This window comes from Rhodopirellula europaea 6C (assembly GCF_000338295.1).
GTDB classification, from domain to species: domain Bacteria; phylum Planctomycetota; class Planctomycetia; order Pirellulales; family Pirellulaceae; genus Rhodopirellula; species Rhodopirellula europaea.
The window spans coordinates 1-24614 of record NZ_ANMO01000125.1 but is presented as its reverse complement, the minus strand read 5'-3'; the positions used below and the strand labels follow the sequence as shown (position 1 = coordinate 24614).

General features: G+C 56.5%; 15 protein-coding genes and 1 pseudogene. 7 read left to right on the top strand and 9 right to left on the bottom strand.

Annotation, left to right across the window (positions count from 1 at the left end):
* Both purE and RE6C_RS14420 read left to right on the top strand, forming a co-directional pair.
* Entirely contained in the window at positions 1–519 is a 519-nt protein-coding gene (purE, locus tag RE6C_RS14425) for a 5-(carboxyamino)imidazole ribonucleotide mutase (protein WP_008657650.1), read from the top strand.
* A complete protein-coding gene (locus tag RE6C_RS14420) occupies positions 516–1736 on the top strand; it encodes a 5-(carboxyamino)imidazole ribonucleotide synthase (protein ID WP_008657649.1) in 1221 nt (406 codons plus the stop codon). Before purE ends, RE6C_RS14420 begins: the two co-directional genes overlap by 4 nt.
* 228 nt (positions 1737–1964) lie before the next feature.
* On the opposite strand, the gene RE6C_RS32475 is transcribed toward RE6C_RS14420, so the two are convergent.
* Positions 1965–2204, bottom strand: a complete 240-nt coding sequence (locus RE6C_RS32475) for a hypothetical protein (RefSeq protein WP_173401792.1) — start codon at positions 2202–2204, stop codon at positions 1965–1967.
* Here RE6C_RS32475 and RE6C_RS14410 point away from each other — a divergent pair.
* Complete coding sequence (locus tag RE6C_RS14410) at positions 2146–6651, top strand: VWA domain-containing protein (protein ID WP_008657643.1); 4506 nt, start codon at positions 2146–2148, stop codon at positions 6649–6651. The genes RE6C_RS32475 and RE6C_RS14410 overlap by 59 nt on opposite strands.
* 17 nt (positions 6652–6668) lie before the next feature.
* Here RE6C_RS14410 and RE6C_RS33550 read toward each other — a convergent pair whose 3' ends face one another.
* The 8 genes and pseudogenes from RE6C_RS33550 to RE6C_RS14375 all read right to left on the bottom strand — a co-directional run bounded on the left by RE6C_RS33550 (position 6669) and on the right by RE6C_RS14375 (position 16756).
* The gene (locus tag RE6C_RS33550; RefSeq protein ID WP_261340123.1) at positions 6669–7124 is read right to left on the bottom strand and encodes a RibD family protein; all 456 of its coding nucleotides are present in this window, start codon (positions 7122–7124) and stop codon (positions 6669–6671) included.
* Between the two features lie 113 nt (positions 7125–7237).
* Positions 7238–7795, bottom strand: a pseudogene (gene ribD / locus RE6C_RS33545) (bifunctional diaminohydroxyphosphoribosylaminopyrimidine deaminase/5-amino-6-(5-phosphoribosylamino)uracil reductase RibD); the annotation flags it as partial.
* 56 nt (positions 7796–7851) lie between these two features.
* On the bottom strand, positions 7852–10146 hold the full coding sequence (locus RE6C_RS14395) for a tetratricopeptide repeat protein (RefSeq protein ID WP_039962096.1): 2295 nt from the start codon (positions 10144–10146) through the stop codon (positions 7852–7854).
* A 79-nt stretch (positions 10147–10225) separates the two neighbouring features.
* Positions 10226–11140: a hypothetical protein gene (locus tag RE6C_RS14390; RefSeq protein ID WP_008657639.1), complete on the bottom strand. Its 915-nt coding sequence runs from the start codon at positions 11138–11140 to the stop codon at positions 10226–10228.
* Complete coding sequence (locus RE6C_RS33540; protein ID WP_236618214.1) at positions 11137–11283, bottom strand: hypothetical protein; 147 nt, start codon at positions 11281–11283, stop codon at positions 11137–11139. The genes RE6C_RS14390 and RE6C_RS33540 overlap by 4 nt, the downstream gene beginning before the upstream one ends.
* A gap of 2 nt (positions 11284–11285) precedes the next feature.
* Positions 11286–14282: a M28 family peptidase gene (locus tag RE6C_RS14385; RefSeq protein WP_008657637.1), complete on the bottom strand. Its 2997-nt coding sequence runs from the start codon at positions 14280–14282 to the stop codon at positions 11286–11288.
* Between the two features lie 75 nt (positions 14283–14357).
* Complete coding sequence (locus RE6C_RS14380) at positions 14358–14750, bottom strand: hypothetical protein (RefSeq protein WP_008657635.1); 393 nt, start codon at positions 14748–14750, stop codon at positions 14358–14360.
* Positions 14751–14773: 23 nt separating this feature from the next.
* Positions 14774–16756, bottom strand: coding sequence for a Mur ligase family protein (locus tag RE6C_RS14375; protein ID WP_039962094.1), 1983 nt, complete (start codon positions 16754–16756; stop codon positions 14774–14776).
* 216 nt (positions 16757–16972) lie between these two features.
* Here RE6C_RS14375 and RE6C_RS14370 point away from each other — a divergent pair, with 216 nt between their 5' ends.
* The 4 genes from RE6C_RS14370 (at position 16973) to RE6C_RS14350 (ending at position 24495) form a co-directional block, all read left to right on the top strand.
* Positions 16973–17497: a hypothetical protein gene (locus RE6C_RS14370; protein ID WP_039962092.1), complete on the top strand. Its 525-nt coding sequence runs from the start codon at positions 16973–16975 to the stop codon at positions 17495–17497.
* A gap of 60 nt (positions 17498–17557) precedes the next feature.
* On the top strand, positions 17558–20839 hold the full coding sequence (locus RE6C_RS14365) for an ATP-binding protein (protein WP_008657630.1): 3282 nt from the start codon (positions 17558–17560) through the stop codon (positions 20837–20839).
* Between the two features lie 17 nt (positions 20840–20856).
* The gene (locus RE6C_RS14360; protein WP_008657629.1) at positions 20857–22803 is read left to right on the top strand and encodes a polymorphic toxin-type HINT domain-containing protein; all 1947 of its coding nucleotides are present in this window, start codon (positions 20857–20859) and stop codon (positions 22801–22803) included.
* Between the two features lie 309 nt (positions 22804–23112).
* The gene (locus tag RE6C_RS14350) at positions 23113–24495 is read left to right on the top strand and encodes a hypothetical protein (protein ID WP_008657628.1); all 1383 of its coding nucleotides are present in this window, start codon (positions 23113–23115) and stop codon (positions 24493–24495) included.
* Positions 24496–24614 lie beyond the last annotated feature (119 nt).

The following is a 24614-nucleotide window of genomic DNA, read 5'->3' as shown; positions in this document are numbered from 1 at the left end:
ATGACTGACCAAGACGATTCCGCGACCGATTCGCCTGTGCCTCGTGTTGGCGTGATCATGGGCAGCCGCAATGATTGGGACACTATGTCGGCGGCCTGCGAAATGCTGGATCTTCTCGGTGTCGAGCATGAGCGGTCCGTCGTTTCCGCTCACCGCACGCCCGAACGCATGTTCGAGTACGCTCGATCGGCCGCGGATCGCGGATTGAAAGTCATCATCGCGGGAGCCGGTGGCGCCGCGCATTTGCCGGGAATGGTCGCTTCGGAAACGGTTTTGCCAGTGATTGGCGTGCCGATTCAGAGCCGAGCCTTGCAGGGATTGGATTCGTTACTTTCCATCGTGCAGATGCCGGGCGGAATTCCGGTCGCGACGATGTCGATCGGTGTCGCGGGAGCGAAGAATGCGGGCGTGATGGCGGCTCGTATTTTGGCGACCCATGACGACGGACTCCGCGGTCGTCTTGAAGCATTCGTTGCAAAACAGCGTGACGACGTGATCGCATCGGCAGAGCTTCCATGAGTGGCAACCAAGCATTCGAAACGGAACAAGCTGCCGTCTCTAAGCAGGTCATTCTGCCCGGTGCCACGATCGGTATGGTCGGCGGCGGACAACTGGGACGCATGTTTGCCATGGCGGCGGCTCGCATGGGATATCGCGTCGGAGTGTTCTGTGGCAGTAGCGACGAACCGGCGGCCGAGGTGGCTGCGTTCACCGTGTGCGGACCACTGACGGATCACTCGGCGATCGAAGCATTCGCAAAGCGTTGCGACGTGATCACGCTGGAGTTTGAAAACATTCCCGCCGACACGATCGCGGCCTGCAGCAAACACGCGCCGACCTATCCGGATGCATCCGTATTGGCGATGGCTCAAGATCGCTGGATCGAGAAAACGACGCTTCGCGAAGCAGGGATTCCCGTGGCCGGATTTGAACCGGTACACGATCGCGAAACGGCGATTGCCGCTGGCGAGAAGTTGGGTTGGCCGATCATCGTCAAGACTTGTCGAAGCGGCTACGACGGCAAAGGGCAGCATCGTCTGAACTCGCCGGATGACGCTGCGAACGTCGAATGGGCCGGAGCCGAGAGCGGCGGCGATGGCCAACCGCCTTGGGTCGCCGAAGCGTTGATTCCGTTTGAACGAGAAGCGTCGGTGATCGTGGCTCGAACGCTGGATAAGCGGGTCGAGACGTTTCCGGTCTTTGAAAACGATCACCAAAATCACATTCTGGATGAAACAAAACTTCCCGCCGAAGTATCGCCTGAAATGCAATCGCAAGCCCGCGAAATCGCGAAACGGGTGGCGGAGCATTTGGGGTTGGTGGGGCTGTTGTGCGTGGAATTGTTCGTGACGAAGGACGAATTGATCGTCAACGAGGTGGCGCCGCGGCCTCACAATTCCGGGCATGTGACAATCGAAGCGTGTGCTACCAGCCAATTTGAACAGCACGTCCGCGCGATCAGTGGATTGCCGCTGGGCGACACATCGATGGTCGTTCCGGCGGCCAGCATGTTGAATTTGCTGGGTGACATTTGGGTGGCCGCTGAGTCGAATGGAGCGTCGCCCAATTGGGAAGCGTGTTTGAAGACGCCCGGTGTTGCGCTGCATTTGTATGGCAAGCATGCGGCACCTGCGGGTCGCAAAATGGGGCACCTCACCGCAGTCGGAGGCGACTTGCCAGAGGTTTCCGAGCGTTTGCGGTTGGCTCGTGAGCGATTGCTGAACGGGCTGAGCTGAGCGGGCTCGACTGAGAGGTCTCGCTGAGCAGGCAGTCTTGTCAGAGCGAATGTGAACGAGCTGGTTTGTTCGCTGCGCTGGCAAGGGTTATTTCGCCCGTCATTTTGGCCCGGAAATCGCGTTTCTATCCCTGCGAAGCCATTGAGAACCCGATTGCGGCGGACTGCTGCGGCGTTTCGCAACAAGTGTTGCAGAATGCTACACCCTACAATCGGAATTCTTGGCGGGTCACCAGCCGTTTGAAGCGGTTTTTTCGTGGAAATTGCAGTTTCCAGAAATAGACTGAGTGGTCTGCGCATGGCTTTTCGCCGTCTCGTCCCGCGTCTTTTCGCTGAGAATCACGATGAACCTGCCACCCGACGCATCCCAGCATCTCTCCTCTGGTCCCCACTCCTTCTCTGAGTTGTCGATGAAGATCTTTTCCACTTTTGGCTGCAAATTGTCGGCCTTGTTGACGTCGGCGGTCATGGCGACCGCGGTATCGGCGGCAGCGCCGCCGGCGACCGATTCCCAATCAGTTTCCTCCGAAGCGACCATTCGCGTCGTCGCTCACACCACGGACGAGGGCGTTCAATCGATCGCAGCTTCGATCCAGCCTGGTGCTGAGGACGCCATGCTTCGTGCGGTGCGACAGTCCGCCGGTGACGTCGTCATCGTCGTCGACACGTCGGCCAGCCAAGTGGGCGCTTATCGTGAAGACGCTTTGAAAGCTCTTCGTGCTGCATTGGATTCCGTCAGCGAGCGTGACGTACGCGTGGCTTTGTTTGCCGCGGACGTGCAAGCGAACGAGCTGACCGGTGGATTTGCTGCTCCTGGCGATAGCAATTTGGCATCCGCGACCGCGAAATTGACTTCGCGATTGCCACTGGGCAACACAAACCTGGTTTCGGTTTTGGACACCGTCCGAGCATCGTTGACCGGTCGTCCTGACTCGCGAACTCGTTCGATCGTTTATATCGGCGATGCCGCTTCGATCGATGCGGCTCAAAACCTTTCGCGTTTTGAGAACCTGATCGATGCATTGCGAAACGATCGCATCGCGGTTCACTCGGTGGCAATTGGTCCGACAAAGAACGTGGAAATGATGGGCGTCTTGGCGAATCAAACCGGTGGTGTTCTGGGGGTCGTGGGGACCGACGCAACGCCAGCCGAGATCGCTGATTTGGTCGCTGACGCGGCCGTGATGTCGCCGATCTGGATTTCAGAAATCAAATCGGACGCGAACATCGACTGGGTTCACGGCAACCGTTTGCCGCCTCTGCGATTGGATCGCGATTCGATCTATCTGGGACAACTGAAGTCGTCCGTTGAAGAAGTGTCGATCGACTTGGTCGGTGGCACGCTGAACAGCGACATCCAAATCAAAGCCAAGTCAAACGTGGAGTCGGGCAACCTCGACTTTGCTTTCTTGACCGGTTTAATCGAACAGCACAAAACCGCTCGTGGATTGTTGTTGGCAACCGCTGGTTCGCCGATGCTGCGACAAACGGCTCAAGCGATGACGGCCCGTGCTGAATCGTTGGCCAACGCCGCCACCATGGCGATGCAACAAGGCAACATGCGAGGTGCTCGTGCGGTTGCTTTGGAAGCATTGCAAGCTGACCCGAACAATGCGGAGGCGAAGGCTGTCTTGAAGATGGCGACTCCCGAAGGCAAGCGATTGATCTTGCAGAACGGTGACGACAACCCATTCGACGACATCTTTGGTGGCGGCGGTGACGCGGCCTCGGACAGCCCATTCGGTGCAGAGCCCGCCGCTGGGGACGATATCTTCGGTGCCGCGGCTGACGATGCACCGGCAATGGAGGCTCCCGCCGCGGAAGCACCTGCTGCAGAAACGCCGGCTCCCGCAGCACCGGCGGTTGACGCCGCTCCTGCAGCTGACGCTGGTTTTGGTGCTGACGACGATGTCTTCGGGGCTCCCGCGGATGCTGCACCAGCGAATCCTGCTCCGGTAAATCCAGCTCCAGTGAATCCCGGGGCAGCCATGGGTGGCGGAGGTCAGTTTGATGGCGGCTTCGGGCCTGTCGTTGGCGACAACGAATTGCGAGAAGACGGTGGCGATTTGTTGGGTCGTTTCGAACAACTTCGTTCACGTGAAGAAGGTCGTCTGCGAGGCGAAGTCCGCGCTCAATTGCGTGAGGCACGTCGCTTGATTCGCCAAGACCCAGTCGGTGTCGCTGGCAGTTTGAAAAGCCTTCTGTCGCGCGTCGAGACGACGCCTGATATCGATCCACAATTGCGTCGTGAATTACTCGGCCAAGTTCGCTCGGCGATCCAGATTGCCAGTGCACGTGAAGCCGACTTCCTGGAGCAAGAAGCCAACCTTGAGCAGCTCGCAGCGGGTGCAACCGCCTCGGCTCGTTTGCTGCAAGAAACCTATCGACGTGAAGATCGTTTGAAGCGTTTGTCGTCGCAGATGAATGCTCTGATCGACGAAGGTCGCTACACCGAAGCCGATGGTGGCGTTTCTTTGGAAATGGCAGCCTTGGCTGGTGACACGATCACCGATGACAGTGTTCTCGGACGTCACGTGACCGATGAAACGCTCGCATTGCAAACTTACGCTCGTGACCGTCGTTATCGCGAACTACGTGAACGCAACTTCGTGGACGCATTCTCGTTGGTGCTGAAAGCGGCGGTACCTTTCGTCGACGATCCACCGATCGTTTACCCCGAAGCTGAAACATGGCAGCGTCTCAGCCGTCGTCGTATCGAACGCTACGGTTCGATCGAGTTAGTGGGCGACAGCGAAACGGAACAGCGCATCGAAGCGAGTTTGTCTGACGAGGTCACCTATGAGTTTCCTGACACTCCGCTCAACGATGCAATCCGAATCATCAGCGAAGACCGTCAAATTCCAATCCGAATCGACACCTTCAGTTTGGAAGGTGAAGGTTTGTCCGAGGACATTCCAGTGAACATCTCGCTGGAAAACGTTTCACTTCGATCGTTTCTGCGATTGATGCTCCGTGACCAGAACTTGACTTACATGATCAAAGATGAAGTTCTGAACATCACCACCGTGACAGCAGCCGAAGACAACTTGGTCACCAAGGTTTATCCCGTCGGTGACTTGGTCGTGCCAATCGTCAGTCTTGGCGGCGGCATGGGCGGCGGCATGGGCGGCGGCATGGGTGGCGGCATGGGCGGCGGCATGGGTGGCGGCATGGGCGGCGGCATGGGCGGCGGCATGGGCGGCGGCGGTATGGGCGGCGGCGGTATGGGTGGCGGTATGTTCGTCGTTCCCGATGACGCTTCGCTCCGCTCCAAAGTCAGCTCGTCAGCAACCACAACCAGCCCGAAGTCATCCGATGCTGATGTGGTCGAAAACATCGACCGTGCAATCCGCCTCGACATTCCAGAAGGAAAGTCGGTGGATCAGGTCTGGTCAGAGCATTTCGCCAACTGGAAAGTCGAAACAGCTCGGGATCTAACAATTTTGGACCGTCGAGTTCGTGCCACCGTGTCGCAGCTGAACGTGAAGGCGTCGGCTGCAGAAGAAGCCGGTGACAAAGCGGCTGCGAAGGACCATTTCAATGAGATTCGTGCGGTCATCGCCGGTGCCATCTCGGCCGGACACATTCAACCGTGGATGTACCAGGCTTACGCGTTGTCGTTGGCTGCCACCGATGCACCGGACGCTGAAGTCGAGCGGGCGTTGCTTTCAGCTGCTGACTTTGCCGAAACACCGGAAGATCTGCTGAACGTTGCAGCTCGTTTGGAGGACATGGGGCAACTCGCGGCAGCGATGAAATTGTGCCGTCAAATTTCGGCTGCTGACGTGGATCGTCGCGAACCTTACGTGATGGGGCTTCGGCTAGCAAAACGTTTGGATCAACCAGCCGACCTGGCTTGGGCTTGCGAGGGTGTGCTGAGCTTGGCGTGGAGCGATAAGTTCCAGCCTTTGGTCGAAGAGGCTCGCTTGTTGGCTCGCGCAACACATCAGGAGTTGTTAGCCGAAGGTGACAGCGAGTCAGCCAAGCAGTTCAGTGAAGCTTTGCGTCGCGCGGCGTCTCATGACGCGATCGTGCGAGTGAGTTGGACTGGTGATGCTGACATCGACTTGGCCGTTGAAGAACCTTCGGGAACGGTTTGCTCGTTGGATTCGCCTAACAGCACCAGTGGCGGCACATTGCTCGGTGACGCCTACCCAGGTGCCGGCGATGATGCCACCGGACAGGTATCGGAAACTTACTTGTGTCCCAAAGGTTTCTCGGGTGAGTACCGCGTGTTGCTGCGTCGTATTTGGGGCAACGTTTCGACCGGCAAAGTCACCGTTGAGATTTTGACTGATGTGGGACGTCCTGAGCAGAAGTTCATTCGTCAGGACATTCCATTGATGGAGCAAAACGCATTGGTGATCTTCGAGGTCAAAGAAGGTCAACGCGAAGAGAAGCTGGCCGAAGCGCAAGTGGAGCATCTGGCTGAATTTGGACGCAACGTCGGTCACGAGATGCTTGGGCAGTTCATTGGCCCGGCTGCCGGTGGTGGCTTGAATAACCAACCCGCCAATGCCCTCGGTGACAATCGCCAATTGCTGCAAGAGTTCTTCAGCGACTATCCATCATTGATCCCAGGGGCAACCGGCGGTCCATTCGGAGCTGGTGGAGTCAACGGTGTCAACGGTTTCAATCCGCGAGGTGGGGTCGGTTATATGCCGGTCATTACTCCGTTGCCCGAGGGGGCTTCGATGACCACCTTGGCAATTATCTCTGCTGATCGACGTTATGTGCGAATCAGCCCGGCACCGGTCTTCTCACAGATTGGTGATGTCACAACCTTCAACTTCGTTTCTGGTGATACTGGCGGTGGTGGCGCGGCCGGCGGCGGTGCTGGTGGAGTTGGCGGTGCGGGCGGCGGCGGTGCCGGCGGTATCGGTGGCGGAGGAATTGGCGGAGGTTTAGGCAACTGAGTTGCCGCCGGCTAAACCTATCGGCGATAGATCAAACGCACGTCGTTGTCGAATGAGTCTACGCGGCTCAATCGCAGCGACGTCGCATCTGATAGAGCTTTGATTCCTGGGTCACCGACTGGCCCGGGGGCTGATCTTCCGCCGATGCATTTGCCAGCGATGAAGGCGTGTACTTCATCAATCTGATCCGCGGCGGCAAAGCTGCCCAGTAGTTGACTGCCGCCTTCAACCATCACGTGGGTCATTGCGAGCCCGCGCGGGTTGTCTTTGCTGCCCAGCCAGAACAGCGACTGCCGAACCATTTCGATTGGATCGGCGGATTCACATTGCCAGGTCTCAACGTCGTGATCCGCCAAGCGTGCGAGATCCGCGTTGGCAATTTGTGGTCCCGCGATGAGCCAGGTGGGCGTCTGCGATGCGGTCTGAACAAGCTGGCTTTGCAGATCGGGTAATCGCGAGCGGGAGTAGACCAAACGAACCAGTGGGCTGATTTCATTGTCGTTGTTGTTTTTTTTGACGCTGTGACCTTTGCAAGCTCGGACAACCGAACGGTCAGCAACGGGTTGTCGGCAATGACTGTGCCCAATCCCACCGCAATGGCGTCGACGCTGGCACGAAGTTCATGGACGGCGCCACGAGACGCGGGGCCAGTGATCCATTTGCTCTCGCCGGTTTGAGTTGCAATCCGCCCGTCCAAACTCATCGCCCATTTTGCGATGACCCAGGGCATGCCAGTGCGGATGCGTTTGAGATATGCCGCGAGTAGTTCTTCGCCAGCTTCTTTTGCGATGCCGGTGACCACTTCAATGCCTGCGGAACGAAGTCTGTCAATCCCACCCCCGTCGACTTGGTCAAATGGGTCGACGACCGAAACCACAACCCGAGCGACTTTGGCTCGGATCAGTGCGTCCGCACAAGGCGGCGTCTTGCCATGATGACAGCATGGCTCGAGAGACACGTACGCGGTCGCTCCGGTGGCGTCATCGCAATCCGCCAAGGCCTCGACTTCGGCATGAGGGCCACCGAATCGTTGGTGGTATCCTCTACCGATGCAGACCGAATCTCGGACCAAAACGCAGCCGACCGGAGGATTCGGTTCAACCTTGCCCCGGCCCTGCGATGCCAATTCGATGGCTTCGGTCATCCAGCGGATATCTTCCGCCGAATGACCATTCGCGGCCGCATTGGTCTCGTTCGGCATCAGTCCATTCCGGGGACCCAGAGCTTGCCGCCACCGGATGCTTCGCCACCCGCTGGTCCAGTTGGGGCCGCTCCACCACCGTCGCCATCCGGTGTCCAAAGTCCGCCACCGGCGGGTTCTTGCGCGGCTGGGCCCATACCGGGAGCTTGCCGAGGTGATCCGTCGGGATTGATCAGTCCGAGCTGAGCAAGGATTTGCTGCAACCGGCCCATGACCTCGGGATTGTCGCTGTGTTTTTGAACAATCGCTTGCACGGCGTTTTGGAACAGGTCGATCTCTTGTCGACGCAACCGGAGCCCGAGTTCCGCCAGCAACAATGACGCGTCTGACAGCTTGTGTTCCTCAGCGTAAGCCTTGGCTTTGTCCAAGTAATCAACCGCCACATCGGATTCCGTCGCACGCTGCATCAGGAAAGAATAGGCGATGATTTTGGCACCGATGTAGCGACCTTCGTCGACTGATTCGGTGTCGGCTTCCAGCAAAGCGAGCGATGCCCGGCGGCCGATCGAAGTGGCCGAAATTTGCTGAGCACGCTGAATCAGGTAGATCAGGTTCTCAGGGTCCAATTCCGACGGATCGATTCGATCCAAATCGCTGCCGGGGATCTCTTCGAGTTCGTCGCCGGTGATTTTCTTGCGTTCAATTTTGGGAACGTTGCCGATTTTGCAAAGGCGATCAATCAGATTTTCGTCCCGAGCGACCAAGTTGTCTTCGCCTTCGATGTAGCGAATCATTGCGGCGCGAAGCAGAGTTTTGCTTTCGTCGCTGGCGGCATCCTTCAGTGACACGCCGCCCAACATTTTGACGGGCGTCGTCGACAATGTTTCCGGCACGCGTTGGCTGATCAGCTCCTTGACTACCGCGTCCAGGTCGGACTGGTTGTCCGGACGGATCCCGCCAATCTGAGGCGTCGCGATCATCGTCAAAGGCAACTTGCCGACCTCTTCGGCTTCGACCCACTCCACGTCGGGAGCGACTTGCTTCATCAGTTCTTCGACTTGGGCACGCTTGGTTGCGGGCAATCCGATGATTTGTAGGCGAGCGGAACGATCGGTTTCGCGGCCGAACAGGAACACTGCGGCGAGGGCAACTGGAATGTTGTCGGCGGTGAGCTTTTCGCCTTCGCCGAGCACGTCGCTGTCCAAAATTTGGAACGCGGAACGAGGTGCGACATCGCCTTCGCGTTTGACTGATTCCAAGGCGTCAGCCGGCAATTCCTCGAAACGAGTGTTAGCGATCATCGCCATTTGGAACTCATCGATCGACTCGACGTCGGCACTGAGTTCCAGGTGATCGACGGCCAAACCGTCCGCATCGGGGCTGGCCATTTGTGACATGGCGAGGAAACGAACACGTTCGTCGAAGCTCAGTTCCTCGCATTGCGACAGCTTGACCAACGTATCAGCCTGAGCGGCGTGGTCGCCTCGCCAAATGGCACAGTTGAGCAATCCAGCCAGGATGGCTGGTTGAAGCGGAGCGGACCGCTGAAGCGATTCGAATTTGGTTTGTGCGAGGGCAACTTTGTTGTTGGCCAGCAACAAGGCGGCTTCGTCGTAGCGTTCACCCCAGTCCGCGTCTTCGGGCGGTGCGATGAGGTTTGGAACGGCTTTGGCGAGCTGGTTGACCGACGGGTCGCCATTGATTTGTTGCAGCACGTTTGCCGCCATTCGGCTGTCTTCGTAGCCGGTCGAAACCAATGCCAACGTGGCGTAAACACGTGAAGTCAGTAAGATTCCGTTGCCTGCCAACGCGTATGCCAGCAGCGAAGCGACGTCCAGAACAAATGAATCGACGGTTTGACCGCTTTCGGTCAGGGCTTCCAGCATCAACTCGGTCGCGGCAGACAAATCCTGGCGGAAGAGGGCTGCGGCGGCACTTTGGGTGAGTGCCAACGGGTTGGACGGTTGGAGCCGACGGAATCGTTCCGCGTTTTCTTCCAGCGAGGTGTATTCACGCAAATCCATGAACAAACGGCCGCGAATGGCGAGTGCCCACGCGGCGTCGGGGTGTTCTTCCAGGATCGTGCTCAATCGGTCCAAAGCGGGGACGAGTTGGCCCCCATCGATCATCTTCAGCACACGATCCAGTTCGTGTACGGAATCCTTGCATTTGCAAAACTTAATCTTCTTGCCGCTACCGCAAGGGCATATCGAGTAGGTGTCGATGGACATAAACAGTCGCAATAAATGGAGGCGTGCGGACAGCTTGGCTGCCGAGTGAGCGAGTGAAGCTGGCAACTTACCACGCGGAACGATGTGTCCCAAGATGCGATCTGCGGACGGATTGTCGAGCAAACCAATTTCGCGAGTTTCAACGCATCGCCGATTTCCCGCCTCCAACGAAACGCGTTCGCAATCGGGACCGCCGCTTTCGCTACCGCGAGGGCGAATCGTCTGCGGATTCGTTGGTCGGTTCGGTATCGGTTGGTTCGGCAGACGATCGGTCGAGCCAACCGCGAAGCGGGCCATCCTCAGGGACGGCGAATGATCCGTGTGCCGTTTGGCGATCCAGTTCTCGATACCGAATCTCAACCAGCTCAACCGTTTGGTCAAAGTGTTCTCGAACACGCTGGTTGATCAGCATTCGAACTTGGTCGGGCGATAGGCCACGCGACCGTCCGTTTCGGCCAGTTCGATTGCTAGAGTTTGCGCCATTGTTCCGCTGGGGAACGGCGTCTTCGCCGAGCACCGATTGCATCTCGGACCGGCTGAATCGCAGACTCTCGTCTTTTCGAACGGCGATCTCGAATCGATTGAGCACGCGAGGGTCGGTTGATAGCCGGATGTGATCCATCTCGTGCTGGACCAGCTTCAGATTCCAAAACTGGCTGAGGTCATCCGGACGCCGACGAAACCAAATCGTGTGGTCAACTTTAAGTTCCAATTCGGGGTAGCGAACTCGAACCACGATGCCGTCCTCGTTCCACCACCAACGACAACGGCTGACGAAGTGATAAGAAAGATTGAATCGCGTCTCAGCATCGAACTCTCGATTGATGAAACCGATTGATCGCAAACCGTACGTTTTCGAAGGACGCGGGCCGCCGGAGATGAACTGGACCTGCCCCGCAGTAAGCAGCTCGGCAATTTCGTCACTGGGTTCAGGCAGCGAAGACATGGCGATCGGCTCCGCGATCAATTTGTCTTCGTCGATCATGCCCTCCGCGATGTCGAATCGCGAATTGTTCTGAGCGATGACCGATTGATGGTTGCAACCGAGATGCAGAATCAGACTGGCAATCCAAACTTTGCAAAGCCGTCGCCAAGCGGTCTGGTTCAGTGCAATCAATCTCGGGACCCGGGGGTGATAGACAACGTGACGTCTTGGCCTTCTCGATTGACAACGATCTCAACCGTCTCGCCAATCTTCAACGCCTCGATTGCATAAGTATAGTCGTAGATGTCTTCGATCTTCTGCGATGCCAGCTTCACAATCACGTCTCCACCACGAACGCCAGCGGTTTCAGCCGGCCCCCCGAAGCAACTCCGCTCAGTTTCAGACCTTTGACTTCGCCAGCCGCGTAGTCAGGAATGGTGCCCAAGTAAGCGGTCAAACGAGCTCGCGGCACTTCCTCGGTGGATTGGCCTTCGTCGAGTTTGAATTCCGGTACATCGCTCGACATCAAAAATCCGCGAGTCAGCAGACCAAACAAATTCGCGATGTCAGCGTTGCCGTCGTAGTTCAATTTGTCGGGAGTGTCGCGAGGCGTGTGGTAGTCCTCGTGGGCACCCGTGAATCCGGAAAGAATCGGCACTTTGCGAGCCACGAAAGCCGACGCATCGGTTGGCAATCGCGTGCTGGTTCGATCGAGTTGCAACGCTACACCCACCGGCACATTGCGCCGTTGGACTTCGCCTTCAAAACCTGGTGAGGACCCAATGCCTTGCACGATCAGCTTGTCTCGCAGTCGGCCGACCATGTCAAGGTTCAGATAGACGGCGACAGCGTCGCCAAGCGATGCCGCATCGGGTGTCATCCCGTGGGCATGAGCCATCGCGATGTCATCTTCGCTGGGTTCTTGAATAGGAGCAGCTGGATACAGAGTGCTAAAGTCGTCGACAAAAGCTTGCGATCCGAACAGTCCGAGTTCCTCGCCACTCCACGCCGCAACCATCAGGTCTCGTTGCATCTTCACGCGACCGGAGTTCCGTTGGTCGACGAGGTACTGAGCGATTTCCAGCATCGCCGCGACACCGCTGGCGTTGTCATCCGCACCCACGTGAACTTGGTTTTCCTCGTCTGATCGGGCCAATGAGTTGCTGCCTCCGCCGCGACCGAGGTGATCGATGTGGGCACCCACCATCACGACCGGGAATTGGATGTCGTCAGTGGGCTTTGCTTCTGATTCAGCAGGCAAACGGGCGATCACGTTTCGGCCCGTGCCGGTCCGGCGATTGATCTCAATCGAAGCTTTGACCGAGATCCCCGACATGGGAATTCCCATCGCCATTTTTCCATCGTCGAGATGGGATTGCAGTTCTTTCAGGTCGTGTCCGCCGGCCCGAACCAGCTTGGAAGCGCCTTCGTTGCTGATCGAAATGGCAGCCAAGCTGACTTGTGCCTGGGAAGCATTGGCGTCGAAGCGAATCACATCGCGTTTCACTTGGCTGGTGGGTCCGGCAACGAAGATGATTCCGCGGGCACCCAAATCGCGAGCGATGGTGGCCTTTCGACGTGGGTCGCCATAACGTGCCATGCGTTGACGTTGCTCGGCCGAAATGTCTTGTGGCAAGTCGCGTAGAACGAGAACCCAACGGTCCGCGACATTCAAGTGAACGTAGCTGTCGTATTCATCGTTCTCGTCATCGCCAGGGACTTGCAATCCGTATCCGGCGAAAACCACTTCGCCCGATTCGATGTCGCCGGTTTGCGAGAAGGAAAGTGGTGTCCATGACTCTGTCAATTCCGCATCGATCGCTGCGGAGTTTCCGCCGGGTGATGAGGTGGTGATTGTCAACTCGTTGGCCGGGCCCAGCGATGAGCCGGCAGGGAATTCGAAGTCATGGAAAAACGTTCCGTTTTGTCCCGCGGGAACAAAGCCGAGGCTTTCCAGGTAAGCAGCAACATAGGCGGTCGCTCGTTTCTCGCCCGGCGTGCCCGTCAACCGACCTCCAAGTTCCGGACGAGTCAGGTAGTCGACGTGTCGCATGACATCGCCCGGACGGAATTCGGGCGCCGTGGCGGTCAGGTTTGATCGTGCCAAGGAGGCATCTTCGTCGATTGAGCTATCACCACCTGACTCGGTCAGCCCCAAACGTTGGCGGGCGGTCTCGACATCGAAGTCGGCCAAGTAAATTTGTGAAGTGCTTTTCTTGGGTTCGCCGTCTTCCATCACAACATCGCCGTTGCTGTCGACAACGCGTGTTGTCGTCCAAGACAGCTGGTCGCCGTTGGGAAGAAACACGGGCAAGCCATCAAAGCCTTCTGTGGTGGTCAATCGCACTGGTTCGCCTTCGCCATCGGCACGGACGAGATACAGTTCGAAGTTCGCGAATCCGTGTTTGTTGGTCGTGAAGACCAAGAACTCTCCGCTTGGGTGATAAAACGGTGCCCAGCTCATCGCGTTGATTTCGGTCAATCGTTGGACATCGGAACCGTCCGTTTTCATCGTAAAGATTTCTGCGGTGGCACCATTGGGAGCGAACCGCCGCCAGCAAATTCGCTGGCCATCGGGCGAGAAGAAAGGGCCGCCGTCGTAGCCCGGTTCGCTGGTCAATCGTTTCACGTTCGAGCCATCCGCATCCATGATGTAGAGATCGATCATGAAAGCGGGATCGCGTTCGAACTGTTCGCGTTCTCTTTCGGTCAGATCGCGTGAATAGGCGGCTCGATTGGATGCGAAAACGATTTGCTTTCCGTCCGGACTGTAGCTGGCTTCGGCGTCGTAACCCATCGCGTTGGTCAGCGCCGTCAAACCCTTCGTCGTGCCAGATTCGATTTGGTCCAGCTCAGCGGCGTACAGTTCATAGTTTGGGTCGTAGTCCCACGAGTAACGCCGAGATTTGCCGGAAGCACGAAAGTCGAGTTCTTCCTGTTGCAACTGCTTTGATTTTTCGTCGGCGTGAGTGCTGGCGAACAACACTTTTTCGCCGTTCGGGTGAATCCAACCGCACGTTGTTTTTCCGAAGCCGGGCGAGACACGTTGGATATCGCCCGTTTCAAGATCGGAAACGTAGATCTGGTAAAACGGATTCGATGGGTCTCTTTCGCTTTGGAACACCATTCGCGTTCCATCCGCACTGAAGTAACCTTCGCCGGCTCGTCGACCCTCGAACGTCAATTTGCGGACGTTTGAAAGCAAGTCGGATTCGTCTTGGGCGATCGCGACAGCACTTCCGCTCAATAGCAGTGCAAACGCAATGAGAAGCCGGAGTGGCGACAGCGTTGCCAGAAGCGTTTTCAAAACCGATGAATCGCGGGAATCAAACATGGCGGCGATCGAGTCTGCAGTGAAGTTGGGCGGGGGAAGGCAAAGGAAGGAAAGCGAGTGAGCCTCGCTTCCGGATCAACTTAGCAGTCCTTTCGCACCCCGCAAACAGATCAACCCCTCACTCCAATCACGAAACAGTTCGACGCGTTGTTCCGGCGTGTCGAACACGCGGACTTGGCTGCGGTTGTGACGAATGTCTTCGTGAACCAAACCGTACAGGTTGTGGTAAACCGGTTCGGGATCCGGTTGGTCGTCGGGAGTTTGGAAATCGACGCGGGCACGAACTTCAAAACGGAATAGTTGTTGCCAGCCGGGACGCTGCACCGCGACCAAACGCACGCCGCTAAGCGTCGCGGTCGTGCCGAAGTACCCATTTTGACTGAGGTGTCGGCGAATGGATTGCTCCATTTCGCGATCGCCACACCACCCATCCCACTTGGATTGAAGTCGTTGCCACCAAGAGGTCATGAGTGTCTCAGAGGTAAGGAGAATCAGTTCCCGTCAAACAATTTGAGATCTGGTTTGCCGGATTTGGAGGAACTGTTTGGAGTCGTCAAGTCTTTGCCGGACGATGCATCGGCGTTCGAACCTTTCAAAATCGATGGGTGCGAGTTTGCTTGGCGAGCCCGCTGACCTTCTTCCGCACACGCGGCGATGACCTGCGTGACCGAGTCCAATGATCGGCGTTCCGAGTCGGGATGGCTGCGGTCGATTCCGCCGACGACCAAGATCATGTCGTTGTTGCTTGCTTCGGCATGAGCCCACTGGATCGCGCGGCTTGAATCCGCAACCAATCGCATGGCGGCAACGTCTTGAATTCCATCCAAAACACCGTGGCTCATCGACAGGAAGTTCGCTTTGTCCTTGTCGGCACAGGTCAGGACGCAGTGGTCGGGCATGGATTCCATTAGTCGCCCGTATTGCATCAGCGTTTCTGCATCGTCGTTTTCGCTCACGGACAACACGCACCAGAGCTTGGGACGTTTGGAGTTGCTCACATTGGACGAGCCATGGATTGGCAACGTCATCGGGGTGGAGCTGGAGGGAGTTTGCAACAGTTCTTTGCGAGCCGCCTGCAGGGCGAACTTGACTCGTTCGGGCGAACCGCCGATGTCCAGACGGACCATCGGGTTGTTTTGATCGGTTTCCCAGTCGCCGCTGGTGATCGCTTCGAATCGTCCAGGCAATTCGCGAAGTTTGCAGAGAGATTCTGCAATTTGTGGCAATGGGTTTTCGGTCACGACGCCAACGGCTGCAGCAGCGGCCAAGCATTCGGCGAAGTGCCCGCGGCCGAGGAATGATTCCATCACGGCAGCTCGTGATTCGTGCCGCAACATGGCGGTCAGTGTTCCGTCTTCGTGCGAAATCGTTCGAAGCGAAACGTCGGCCCCGTTGTCGACACCGTAGGTGACAACTTCAATGTTCCGCGTTTGAGCCGCCGAGTGAGCAGCTGAAAGGGCTCGCTGATCGGATTCAGGAATGATCAACACACCGCCCTGCCCCGCCAATTCAAAAGCACATTCGATCGGCGAAGGACCAAAATCGTTTCCGCCCATGTCGCGTCCAGTCACAACCACGATGTCCAGTTCGACTTGGTCGTAGGCGCCCAAACGCAGCTGAGCGGAGTCCATTTCGGTGATGCTGACCGCGGCACCCGCATCAACCGCGTCTGACAAAGCATCGATCAGCGACGCGCCGTTGGTGACTTTGGCGGTGCCGGCTTCCGTGACAACGGAATCACTTGAGCCAAGGTCCGTTTGGTAAGCAACACGACAAGGAATGTCGCGAAGAACCGATGCGGTGAGGAACGAAGTGATGGTCTTTCCCGCTGATCCAACGATTCCGATGGTGATGAGTTTTTGGTCGGGACGATCGGTTTGATTGGATCGAATTTCCGCCAATGCACGATCGGTGTCCGCCACGATCGCTTGTGGAATCGGTGCGGGAAGAATTTGCTCTGTCAGAATGCCAGCGGCACCTCGAGCGAGTGCTTGCGAGATCAGTTCAACCGGGCAGTCGTCGCCTAAGCGATAGACGACCAATTGTCCTGGTTCGCAGGTCTCAGGTGATTTGGCGATCGAGGTGAACTCGATGTCCGAACCGGAGAAGAAACGGACCTTCTTGAGCAAGCCAGACAAACGAGCCGTGCTGGCGTCACGTTTGGTTGCTGATGAATCGGAGGTTGCTGATTCTTTGTCCGTCGCAGCGGCCAACTTCGCCGTTCGCGATAAAAGTTGCTCCGTAGCGGAGGATTGTCCGACTTGGCGAAGAGTTTGGACGCTGGTGCCCGAGGGATCGTTCCACTTCGCCGCTTGGTAGGGCGGAAGTGAAGATGAGCCGAAAGATGACCGGAAGGTTCCACCGGGTTTGGTTTGGCTCAACCATTGATCGATTGCGTGACGCATCTCGTCGCCTCCTTGCTGACGTGAATGGATCGTCTTGGTGCTTCTTTGTTCACGCGAATCCAGTTTCACGCGAACCCAGTTCCTGGGAAGCACACTCTCGGGAAATCCTTTCCCAAGATTTTTCGCGGCCGAAACGCTCCGTCTCGTCCACGAGGTCAAATTGTTCCCATCCATGAAAATCCGTCAAGGTCGAAAATCATTTTGTTGATCCGGAAGGATTCCCTTTGAGTCGCTACCCAGCCCGATTCGCGGGAAGGCTACAATGGGAAGAGTCAATTCACTGCAATGGAAGGTAGCAACATGGCCTCACAAGCGAACAATTCACGCCGTTTAAGCGTTAACGCGGCGTTTATGCAGGACATTAAGAATGACAATCGCGATCTGAAGATATTGATGGATCGCTTGGCTGTTTTGACGCATCCGCGGGAGGCGGCCGCGAATCACTGGCCTGAATTGATTCAGCTTTTCAGTGATTTGAATGACCAATTGGCTCTGCATTTTGGTTTGGAAGAGGCCTACGGGTACTTCGATCAAGCATTGGACGCGGACCCCGAAATGTCGCTCGCGGCCGAAGAACTGCGCAATCAGCACGCTGTTTTGTTCGAAGATTCAAGACACTTAGCCGAAGCGGCTGCGCACGCGTGCACCGGAGACGCGCCGATCGAAGGTGTCACTCCCGAAGTCACCACCGCGCAGGAAAAGGTTCTGGTCCGGTACGACTCATTTGTAAAGCAGTTTCACGAGCACGAAGAAGCGGAACTGAAGTTGATTCTGGACGCTCTAGACGAAGACTTGGGCGTTGGTGACTGAATGGCGGTCGAAGGTCGAGCGAAGTTGCACCGAATTTCTACCCTTCGATGAGGGACAGGCATGTTGATTCGAGTCGGGCTCCCTTCCTTTGCTAGCGGTCTAGCGATCGCACTCACGTTGCTGTTCTCGTCTTCCGTCCAGGCTCAGGAAGAAGCAGAGGATGCCGCTCGTGAAGCATTGAATGCCAGCGGACTCAACGATCGTTTTGAAAACGTTCCGCGGGTTCAGTCATCAAACAATGCAGCATTACTCGATGTCGCCCCGCCGCTCAGTTACAGGGTGGCGCAGCAGGCTTTCTTTCGAGGTGATATCACTCGAGCGATTGCAATCCTGACTCAGCTTCAGCAGCAAACCACGCCCCGCGATTTTACGCGACATCAGTTGGGACTGATTCCAATTCGAACGTTGCTGGGGGAATGTCATCTTCAAGCGGGCGATTTGACGACGGCAGCGGAGCATTACGAAGCTGCACTGCAAGTCGTCATCGATCGTCCAACGTTTCTGTCGGGTATTCAGTGGGGAGTTTTGACTTCGCCTACAAGTGAAAGTGATCCTGAACGGGCTTCTGAAAGGCGAAGGGATCCGTCGAGAAACCGAGGCCAAGGAAGAGTGCAGCGTCCGTTGCCGCTCATGCGAACCGAATTGAACTTGTGGCCATCGGCTCGTAACGTGCCGTTGGTATTGCTGCGGCGGTATTTGTTGGCGGGGGTTCCCGCCGGCACTTGGACCATACCTGCTGAACTGCCAGAAGAAATCGACCAACTTCGTGGGTTGGACATCGCCGAAACGTTGCGTCAATTGTCAGTGGCCGCGTATCGTTTGCGTTGGTTGCGAGGTCGAGAAGCTTTGTTGCAAGATGCGAATGCGCCACGGTTGCTCGCGGCTACGGTGCCACCGGGGGTGCTGGGGACGGATCGGCGATTTCATGCTGCGGGCACCTTGGTCACATCCTCTCGAACGGCTTTGCGTTATTACGCCGGCGATGATTCTGACATTCAACTGTCTGAACCATTGGACCAAATTTTCGGTGGGTTCCATGTGCTGACGCCCATCGCTCGTCTAACCCGTATGCGTTCACTTGGAAATCGCTGGTGGTTGAATCGTCAAATCGCCGAGGGGCAGTTGCCGTTGCCGGCTGGGCAGGCGGCCGTCGTGCTGCCATCCCCACAAGATTTAGAAGAATTTGTCGCAACCGCCGTGTCGACATCCGAGATCGCTTTCGCACTCTTTCAATTTCAAATTGCGATTGAGAGCTATGAACTGGCGTTGGAGGAAATCGATCGTTGGGATGAGACCTCCGCCTTTGCGGCACAGCTCGAGACCGAATTGACCGCTCGATCGGAATTTCTGCGGACGGAAGCCCCCGCGATCGCTTTTCAATTGCGCATCTTGGCGGCGAGAGCTGCGTTGTTGGCCGGCCGTACCGCTGCGGCTCAAAACCATCTGGATTTGGCGGAACGCTATCGTCGATCACGCCGATTGAATCTCCCGCGGTCGAGTGCGATGGCGCGTTGGTTACAGCTTCAAACTGGCATTCATGATCTCGTTGAATCTGCTCAATTGGACCCGGAGCAAGATGACGAAATCAAACTCCAAACAGTGGACGAACTGAAACGCTTGCGTCACGTGTGGAACGAGACGCTCAATCAGAGTCAGATGTTTGCTCGTGGGATTCAGGAGAACGCCCAGCCCAATTCTGAACGCTCCATCACGCATCCGATCGGTTACCGTTTTTCACGACTTCGCGACGGAGGAAGAAATCAACTTCCGGTTGCAACTCGAAGCCAGCGATACCAAACACATTGGAATGAATCGCAAGCGGGACGAGATCTGATGTCGTTCGATCAGTTCTGTTTCGGACTGGACTGCGATACGTGGACGGGATTGGGAATCGAACTTGCCGCCATGGCAGATGAAGACGAACGAGTCGCCGCCCGGATGGATGAGCATCACGCATCTTTGGCTCGGAATTCATTCGGTGAGATGCCGGTCATCACTGATTTGCGATCCGCGCTTCGTCAGGTATCGCATAACGACGAGTTGTTGCTAAGCGACTTTTTTCCGAACCGCGATGAGTTGGTCGAAGCGTTGCAACCGCTGATCCCTTCCATGTCGCTCAACCCAAATGCATTGGGGCTGGAGGCCGCGATTTTGCACGAACGATTGCAAGGTCAGTTGGCCGCCTTGGCGTTTGACCAATTTGTATTGCCTCGAGTCGAACCACCGCCACTTCCTCTCCGCAACGGGCGGCCGGATTGGCGCGGGTTGCCCGAAAACGTCGCGATCGTCGCGTTTCATCTAACCGATGATGAATTGATCGGGTCCTTGGTGCATCGCGGTCAGGCAAGTCATTGGCAGGTTGCTGAAGCCGACGTGCTGCTACAGCAAAGCGAACGGTGGGTGGCACAAATTTTGAGTTCGCCAACGTTGGTCGATGCGATGGAAAACGAACCCGTACGCCAGCGTGTGCATCAGCTTGAACTGGACCTAACAAGACGTTTGTTTCCTCCTTTGTGCGGGATCGATCATCCGGAGATCAAACATGTTGTTGTGGTTCCAAGTGGATTCTTGTGGCAGTTCCCGTTTGATGAACTGGTGGTCCAAATCGAAGAGAACGGCGAAACGTTACGTTGGAAGGATCGATACTCGGTTGTGTACGCTCACACCGTTGGGACGGCGATGCGGATGGGGACGTCGATTAGGCGTCCCTTCAATCCTCCTGAAATGGTTCCAGTGGTGATGTGGGCGAATGGTAGACCGAAAGTTTCGCCTGCGTTGAATCTGGATCCACCGGAACAGCTTTTTCCAGGGCCGCGATCAACTTGGGGTGATGCGGTTTGGTGGGGGAATGCCGGTCGAAACCTCCTGGCCGCCCACAATGCTGACACTGTGCTTTCTGCCGGTTCGCCGATCCGAGGAATGGAGCCGTGGGATCAGCGGCTCGTGCAGATCGGGAACAAAAACTTGCAGAGCTTGGTTGACCTCAGTTCGCAGTTTCCGGAACTGAGGAAGGTGTCCACCGTGTTTCACCAGGGAATCCAGAATCATTTGTTCGTTCAAGCGAGCCGTGGTCATGCAGCGGGACTGGAAGACCTGGTGATGTCGCGGTTGCCGATTGTGCCTGAAACCAGCGAGCTACTGATGGAGGAGCTTTCGATGGAACTCGGGCACGTTCCTTTTTCAGAAGCTTGGAATCGTTCCGCGGAGATCCTTCGAGTGTCAGAATTTACTTTCCCAGAGGGGGTGAATCTTGTACCCTTGAAGGAAGGTGCGGGGGGATTGTCCGGCAATCACCCACTTGTGCAGGCTCCCTACATCCATCTCCCCTTTTCTGGCCTCTGAAGTCACTGGAGTTGAAAATGAAGGCGACGCGATTCGATGCTTGGTTTGGTGTTCGATATTCGATGGGAATCTTTCTTGTCGGTGCGACTTGTTGGGCGGCAACCGGGATCGATTCCCAGGCAGTCGGTGCAGATGCGGATTGGTCTGCCAAGTTGGTGGACGCTTCGTCCGCGGGCGATGTCGCACTTCGTGAGCAGCTGCTCGCCAATCCTCCCGAAGACTCCGAAGTTCAATCGTTGGCCAATGCTCTGAAAGGGCAAATGAAAGACGCCAATGGTCAGTGGGTGTCGATCGATGAAACGATCAAAGACGTCAGTCGTGCCAATCGAGTGACTGAATACGAGAGCCGCCGCGACTCGATGGAAGACACGGCCGCCGATCACTGGCAACTTTCGCGTTGGTGCCGCGGGCAGCGTATGCCCGGTCGAGCTCGTGCCCATGCGTTGCGAGTGACCGAATTGCAACGCAATCATGTCGCGGCACATCGCTATCTCGGCAATGTTCAAGTTGGGGATTCTTGGGTGCCGGTGGAAGAGGCCGCTCAACAAGAAAAAGAACTTCGCGTGACGGAACGAAACCTAAAAGCCTATTCTCCAAAGATTCACGCGATTGCAGAGTCGTTTAACTTGAACGACGCCGGCGTGTTGAAAAAGGCTCGCAAACAACTGACGCGGATCGACACGCCAGATGCTATCGACGCTGTTTTGTTGGAAGCATCCAATGGATCGGATGAATTCGCGGTCGCAGCCGTGGACTGGTTGAAAAATCGAGAGGAAGCCGACGCCGCGGTCGCACTTGCCCGGTTGGCTGTGTTTGATCAGCGGAGAGGACTTCGCGACTTGGCGACGCAGTCGTTGAAGGAAGTCGATCCAATGTTGTTCGTTCCTTCCATGTTGGATTGGTGCCAAGGAACCATTGAATCAACTCACAGTTTGGTCTTCAACGAAGGGGACCAGTCCTACCAAGTCGTTCGGCAATATCGCCGAGAAGATGCGGAAGGTGTGAAGGTTTTGGATTCCGTCACGCAAGTGTTTGCTGTGCAAGGTGGTCAGGCCAATGGTGGTGTGATTGCTAGGCGCGACGCGGTGGAGAGTTTGCAGACAGAGAGTGCTCGCGATGCGAGTGTTGTTCGCTCCGAAGCGGAGCGATTCAATGAACGCAGTCGTTTCCTGCAGAGTCGCACCGCTGCCGTGATCCAACAACTTGATTCGAGCTTCAGTGGCGAACAGTCCGCGGAAAGCATTCGGGATTGGTGGTACGCCTATCGCGGTTATGGTGACACGGGAATTCCGCCGGTTGAACGCCGATTGGTACGCAATGTTGCCTATCGTGCCGTGGGCAATGCAGCTCCGATCGGATCGTCGCCGATTCGAGTTCGAGCCCTGTCGAATAGCTCTGGCAGCCAAAAAGGGGATCCTTCGGAGCCGCAGCAGTCTCAGGAACCTCAAACGTGGGCACAAAAACGAGCCGCTGCCGTTCCACAGGCGACGATTGGCGTTTACGTCCGTCCAGCTGCGGATTGTTTGGTGGCCGGAACGCTTGTCTGGACCGATCGCGGAATGCGGCCCGTCGAAACCTTGCGATTGGGCGATCAAGTTTTGAGCTGCGACGTGCGAACGGGGGTTCTGAGCTACCAAAGTGTTCTACGGCAAACGGTTCGTGAACCGGAACCGCTGACAAAAATCCAGCTAGGTAGCGATGAAATTGTCGCTTCCAAAGGCCACCCATTCTGGGTCGTCGGACGCGGTTGGACGACGACGGAGCAGCTTGTTCCCGGCGACGCACTGCATGGTGCTGATGGAGTGGCAGTGATTGATTCGCTCGCTCCAGCGAAGACTGACAAAACCTACAATCTGGTCGTGGAGCAGACTCACAGCTACTTCGTCGGTAAATCCCGAATCCTGTCACACGACGCAGAAGTGGAACGACCAGACGGAATCGCGATGCCCGGCGTCGCTCTTTAGGTCAACGCTTCTGATGAATCAGCGTGAATTTGTTCCGCTGGTTGATGATTGAAAATCTTCTTCGCCGCGATTCGATGCTTTCGAGTCGCGGCGATTTTTGTTGGGTGTCAGCCGGTTTGCACCCTTTTCTAACTGCAAACGATACCTCGGCGGTCCGGAGTTTCCGTTGACACCCGGGGTCGGCATTTGATAACTGAAACTTGAGCTAAAAAATCATTCATCTCTGGTTTCAGGAAAATCCCGTTGTTTCAACGGTCTGCCGTCTCTGCGAACGCTTCACCCAACCTTAGTGGTTCGGGGCGTTTGCGCGTGCACTTTGCCAGTGAAAACGAGCAAATACGCCACTCGGGCCGCGTGCTGTTGATCACGATGGCGTGTTTGGTCGTTCCCTCAATGACCGGATGTCGAGGTCGAGCCAAGCAAGAAGTTTACAGCCAGAAAATGGCTCGTGAAATTCGGTTGCTGGAAGACCAGCTCTATGAAGCCGACTACGAAAATCGCGTTCTGATCGAAAAGTTGAGACGGGCAAAGGCCGCCGCTGCAGCAGCGGCAACCAGTCCGTCACCTGCCCAACGCCGAACTCCAAACCTCAGCCAAGGTTTATCGAAACCGAGCGTCACCGATACGAAGCGTCCACCAGAGCCGGTCGTGGATCCCGAACCGAATTCGTCGCAAAACGATGCCGGATCATCGGACGACTTCGATATGGGGAGTGGTTTGGAGGATCCTGAATTCATCGATCCCGGCGTGCCTGACAAGTTCACGCCACGGGACCAGCCGCTGTCGGATCCCGATGATCCGCCATCGAGTGACTCCGGTGCGACGCCAGGAACGGAGGACATTCCGCCAGGTTCAAAGAACCCATCGGATACGCCGTTTGATTTTGGAAACGGCATGGACCTTGATTCGATGATCGATCCGGGGGAACCATTCATTCCGGATACCGATCCCGGAACATTGCTGCCCGCTCCAACCCAACCTGTTCCTCCAGGACCAAACGACTTGAAGTTTGATCCGGTCGTTCCGGGCGACCCTGTGCCACCAAGTTCCCCTTCGGGACGTCCTGACAATCCGCCGGGGCAGATCGAATTGCCAGCCGGTCTGGGAATGCTCGGTGGTCTTGGCAAGGTCAACGGAGCACCGGAGAAGATCGAGCTCTACGCCGCGAAGCTTTCGGTGAACGAAAAGAACTCGTTGCCTCGTTTTGTGAGCGACACCACGTCGACGCAGCAATCAGCAACCAATCCAGACTACCCACCCACCGAAGGAATCGATGTCGTTGTTGACTCGTCGGATCAATACGGACATGGGATCGCATTGATCGGTGAGTCGCACGATCCGCTGACCAAGTTGGCATCGTCGGAAAAGCCTCAGCCGAAGGCGATGCCTGCGTCGCTTGAGCAAACCTTTTTGAGCGTTGTTGTTTTGGATGCTTCCAAGACTGGCGATGACGCGAAGCTCGGACGTTGGGACTTCGGTCCTGACCAACTGGTTCGTTTGCAGCAAATGTCGGCGGTTGATTTGCCACGAGAGTCACTGCGAATTCCCATTCGATGGAAAGACAAACAACCCGCCGGCGAAAAAGTGGTGGTGTTCGTGCGTCTGAAGCAGGGCGAACGTGATGTCCGCTGCGACGTCGAGATGGATTTGCGATCCAAAGCATCCGTCGCGGGTTGGTTGCCTCGACGCTAGTGAATTCGTGCAGTTTGTTGATCCAGCTATTAATGCTGCTTTCGCGCGCCGCATCTCTCCTGAAACGGAGGTCGTGCAGTTTTTTGATACCGGTTTTCGGCAGATTTACACACGACGTA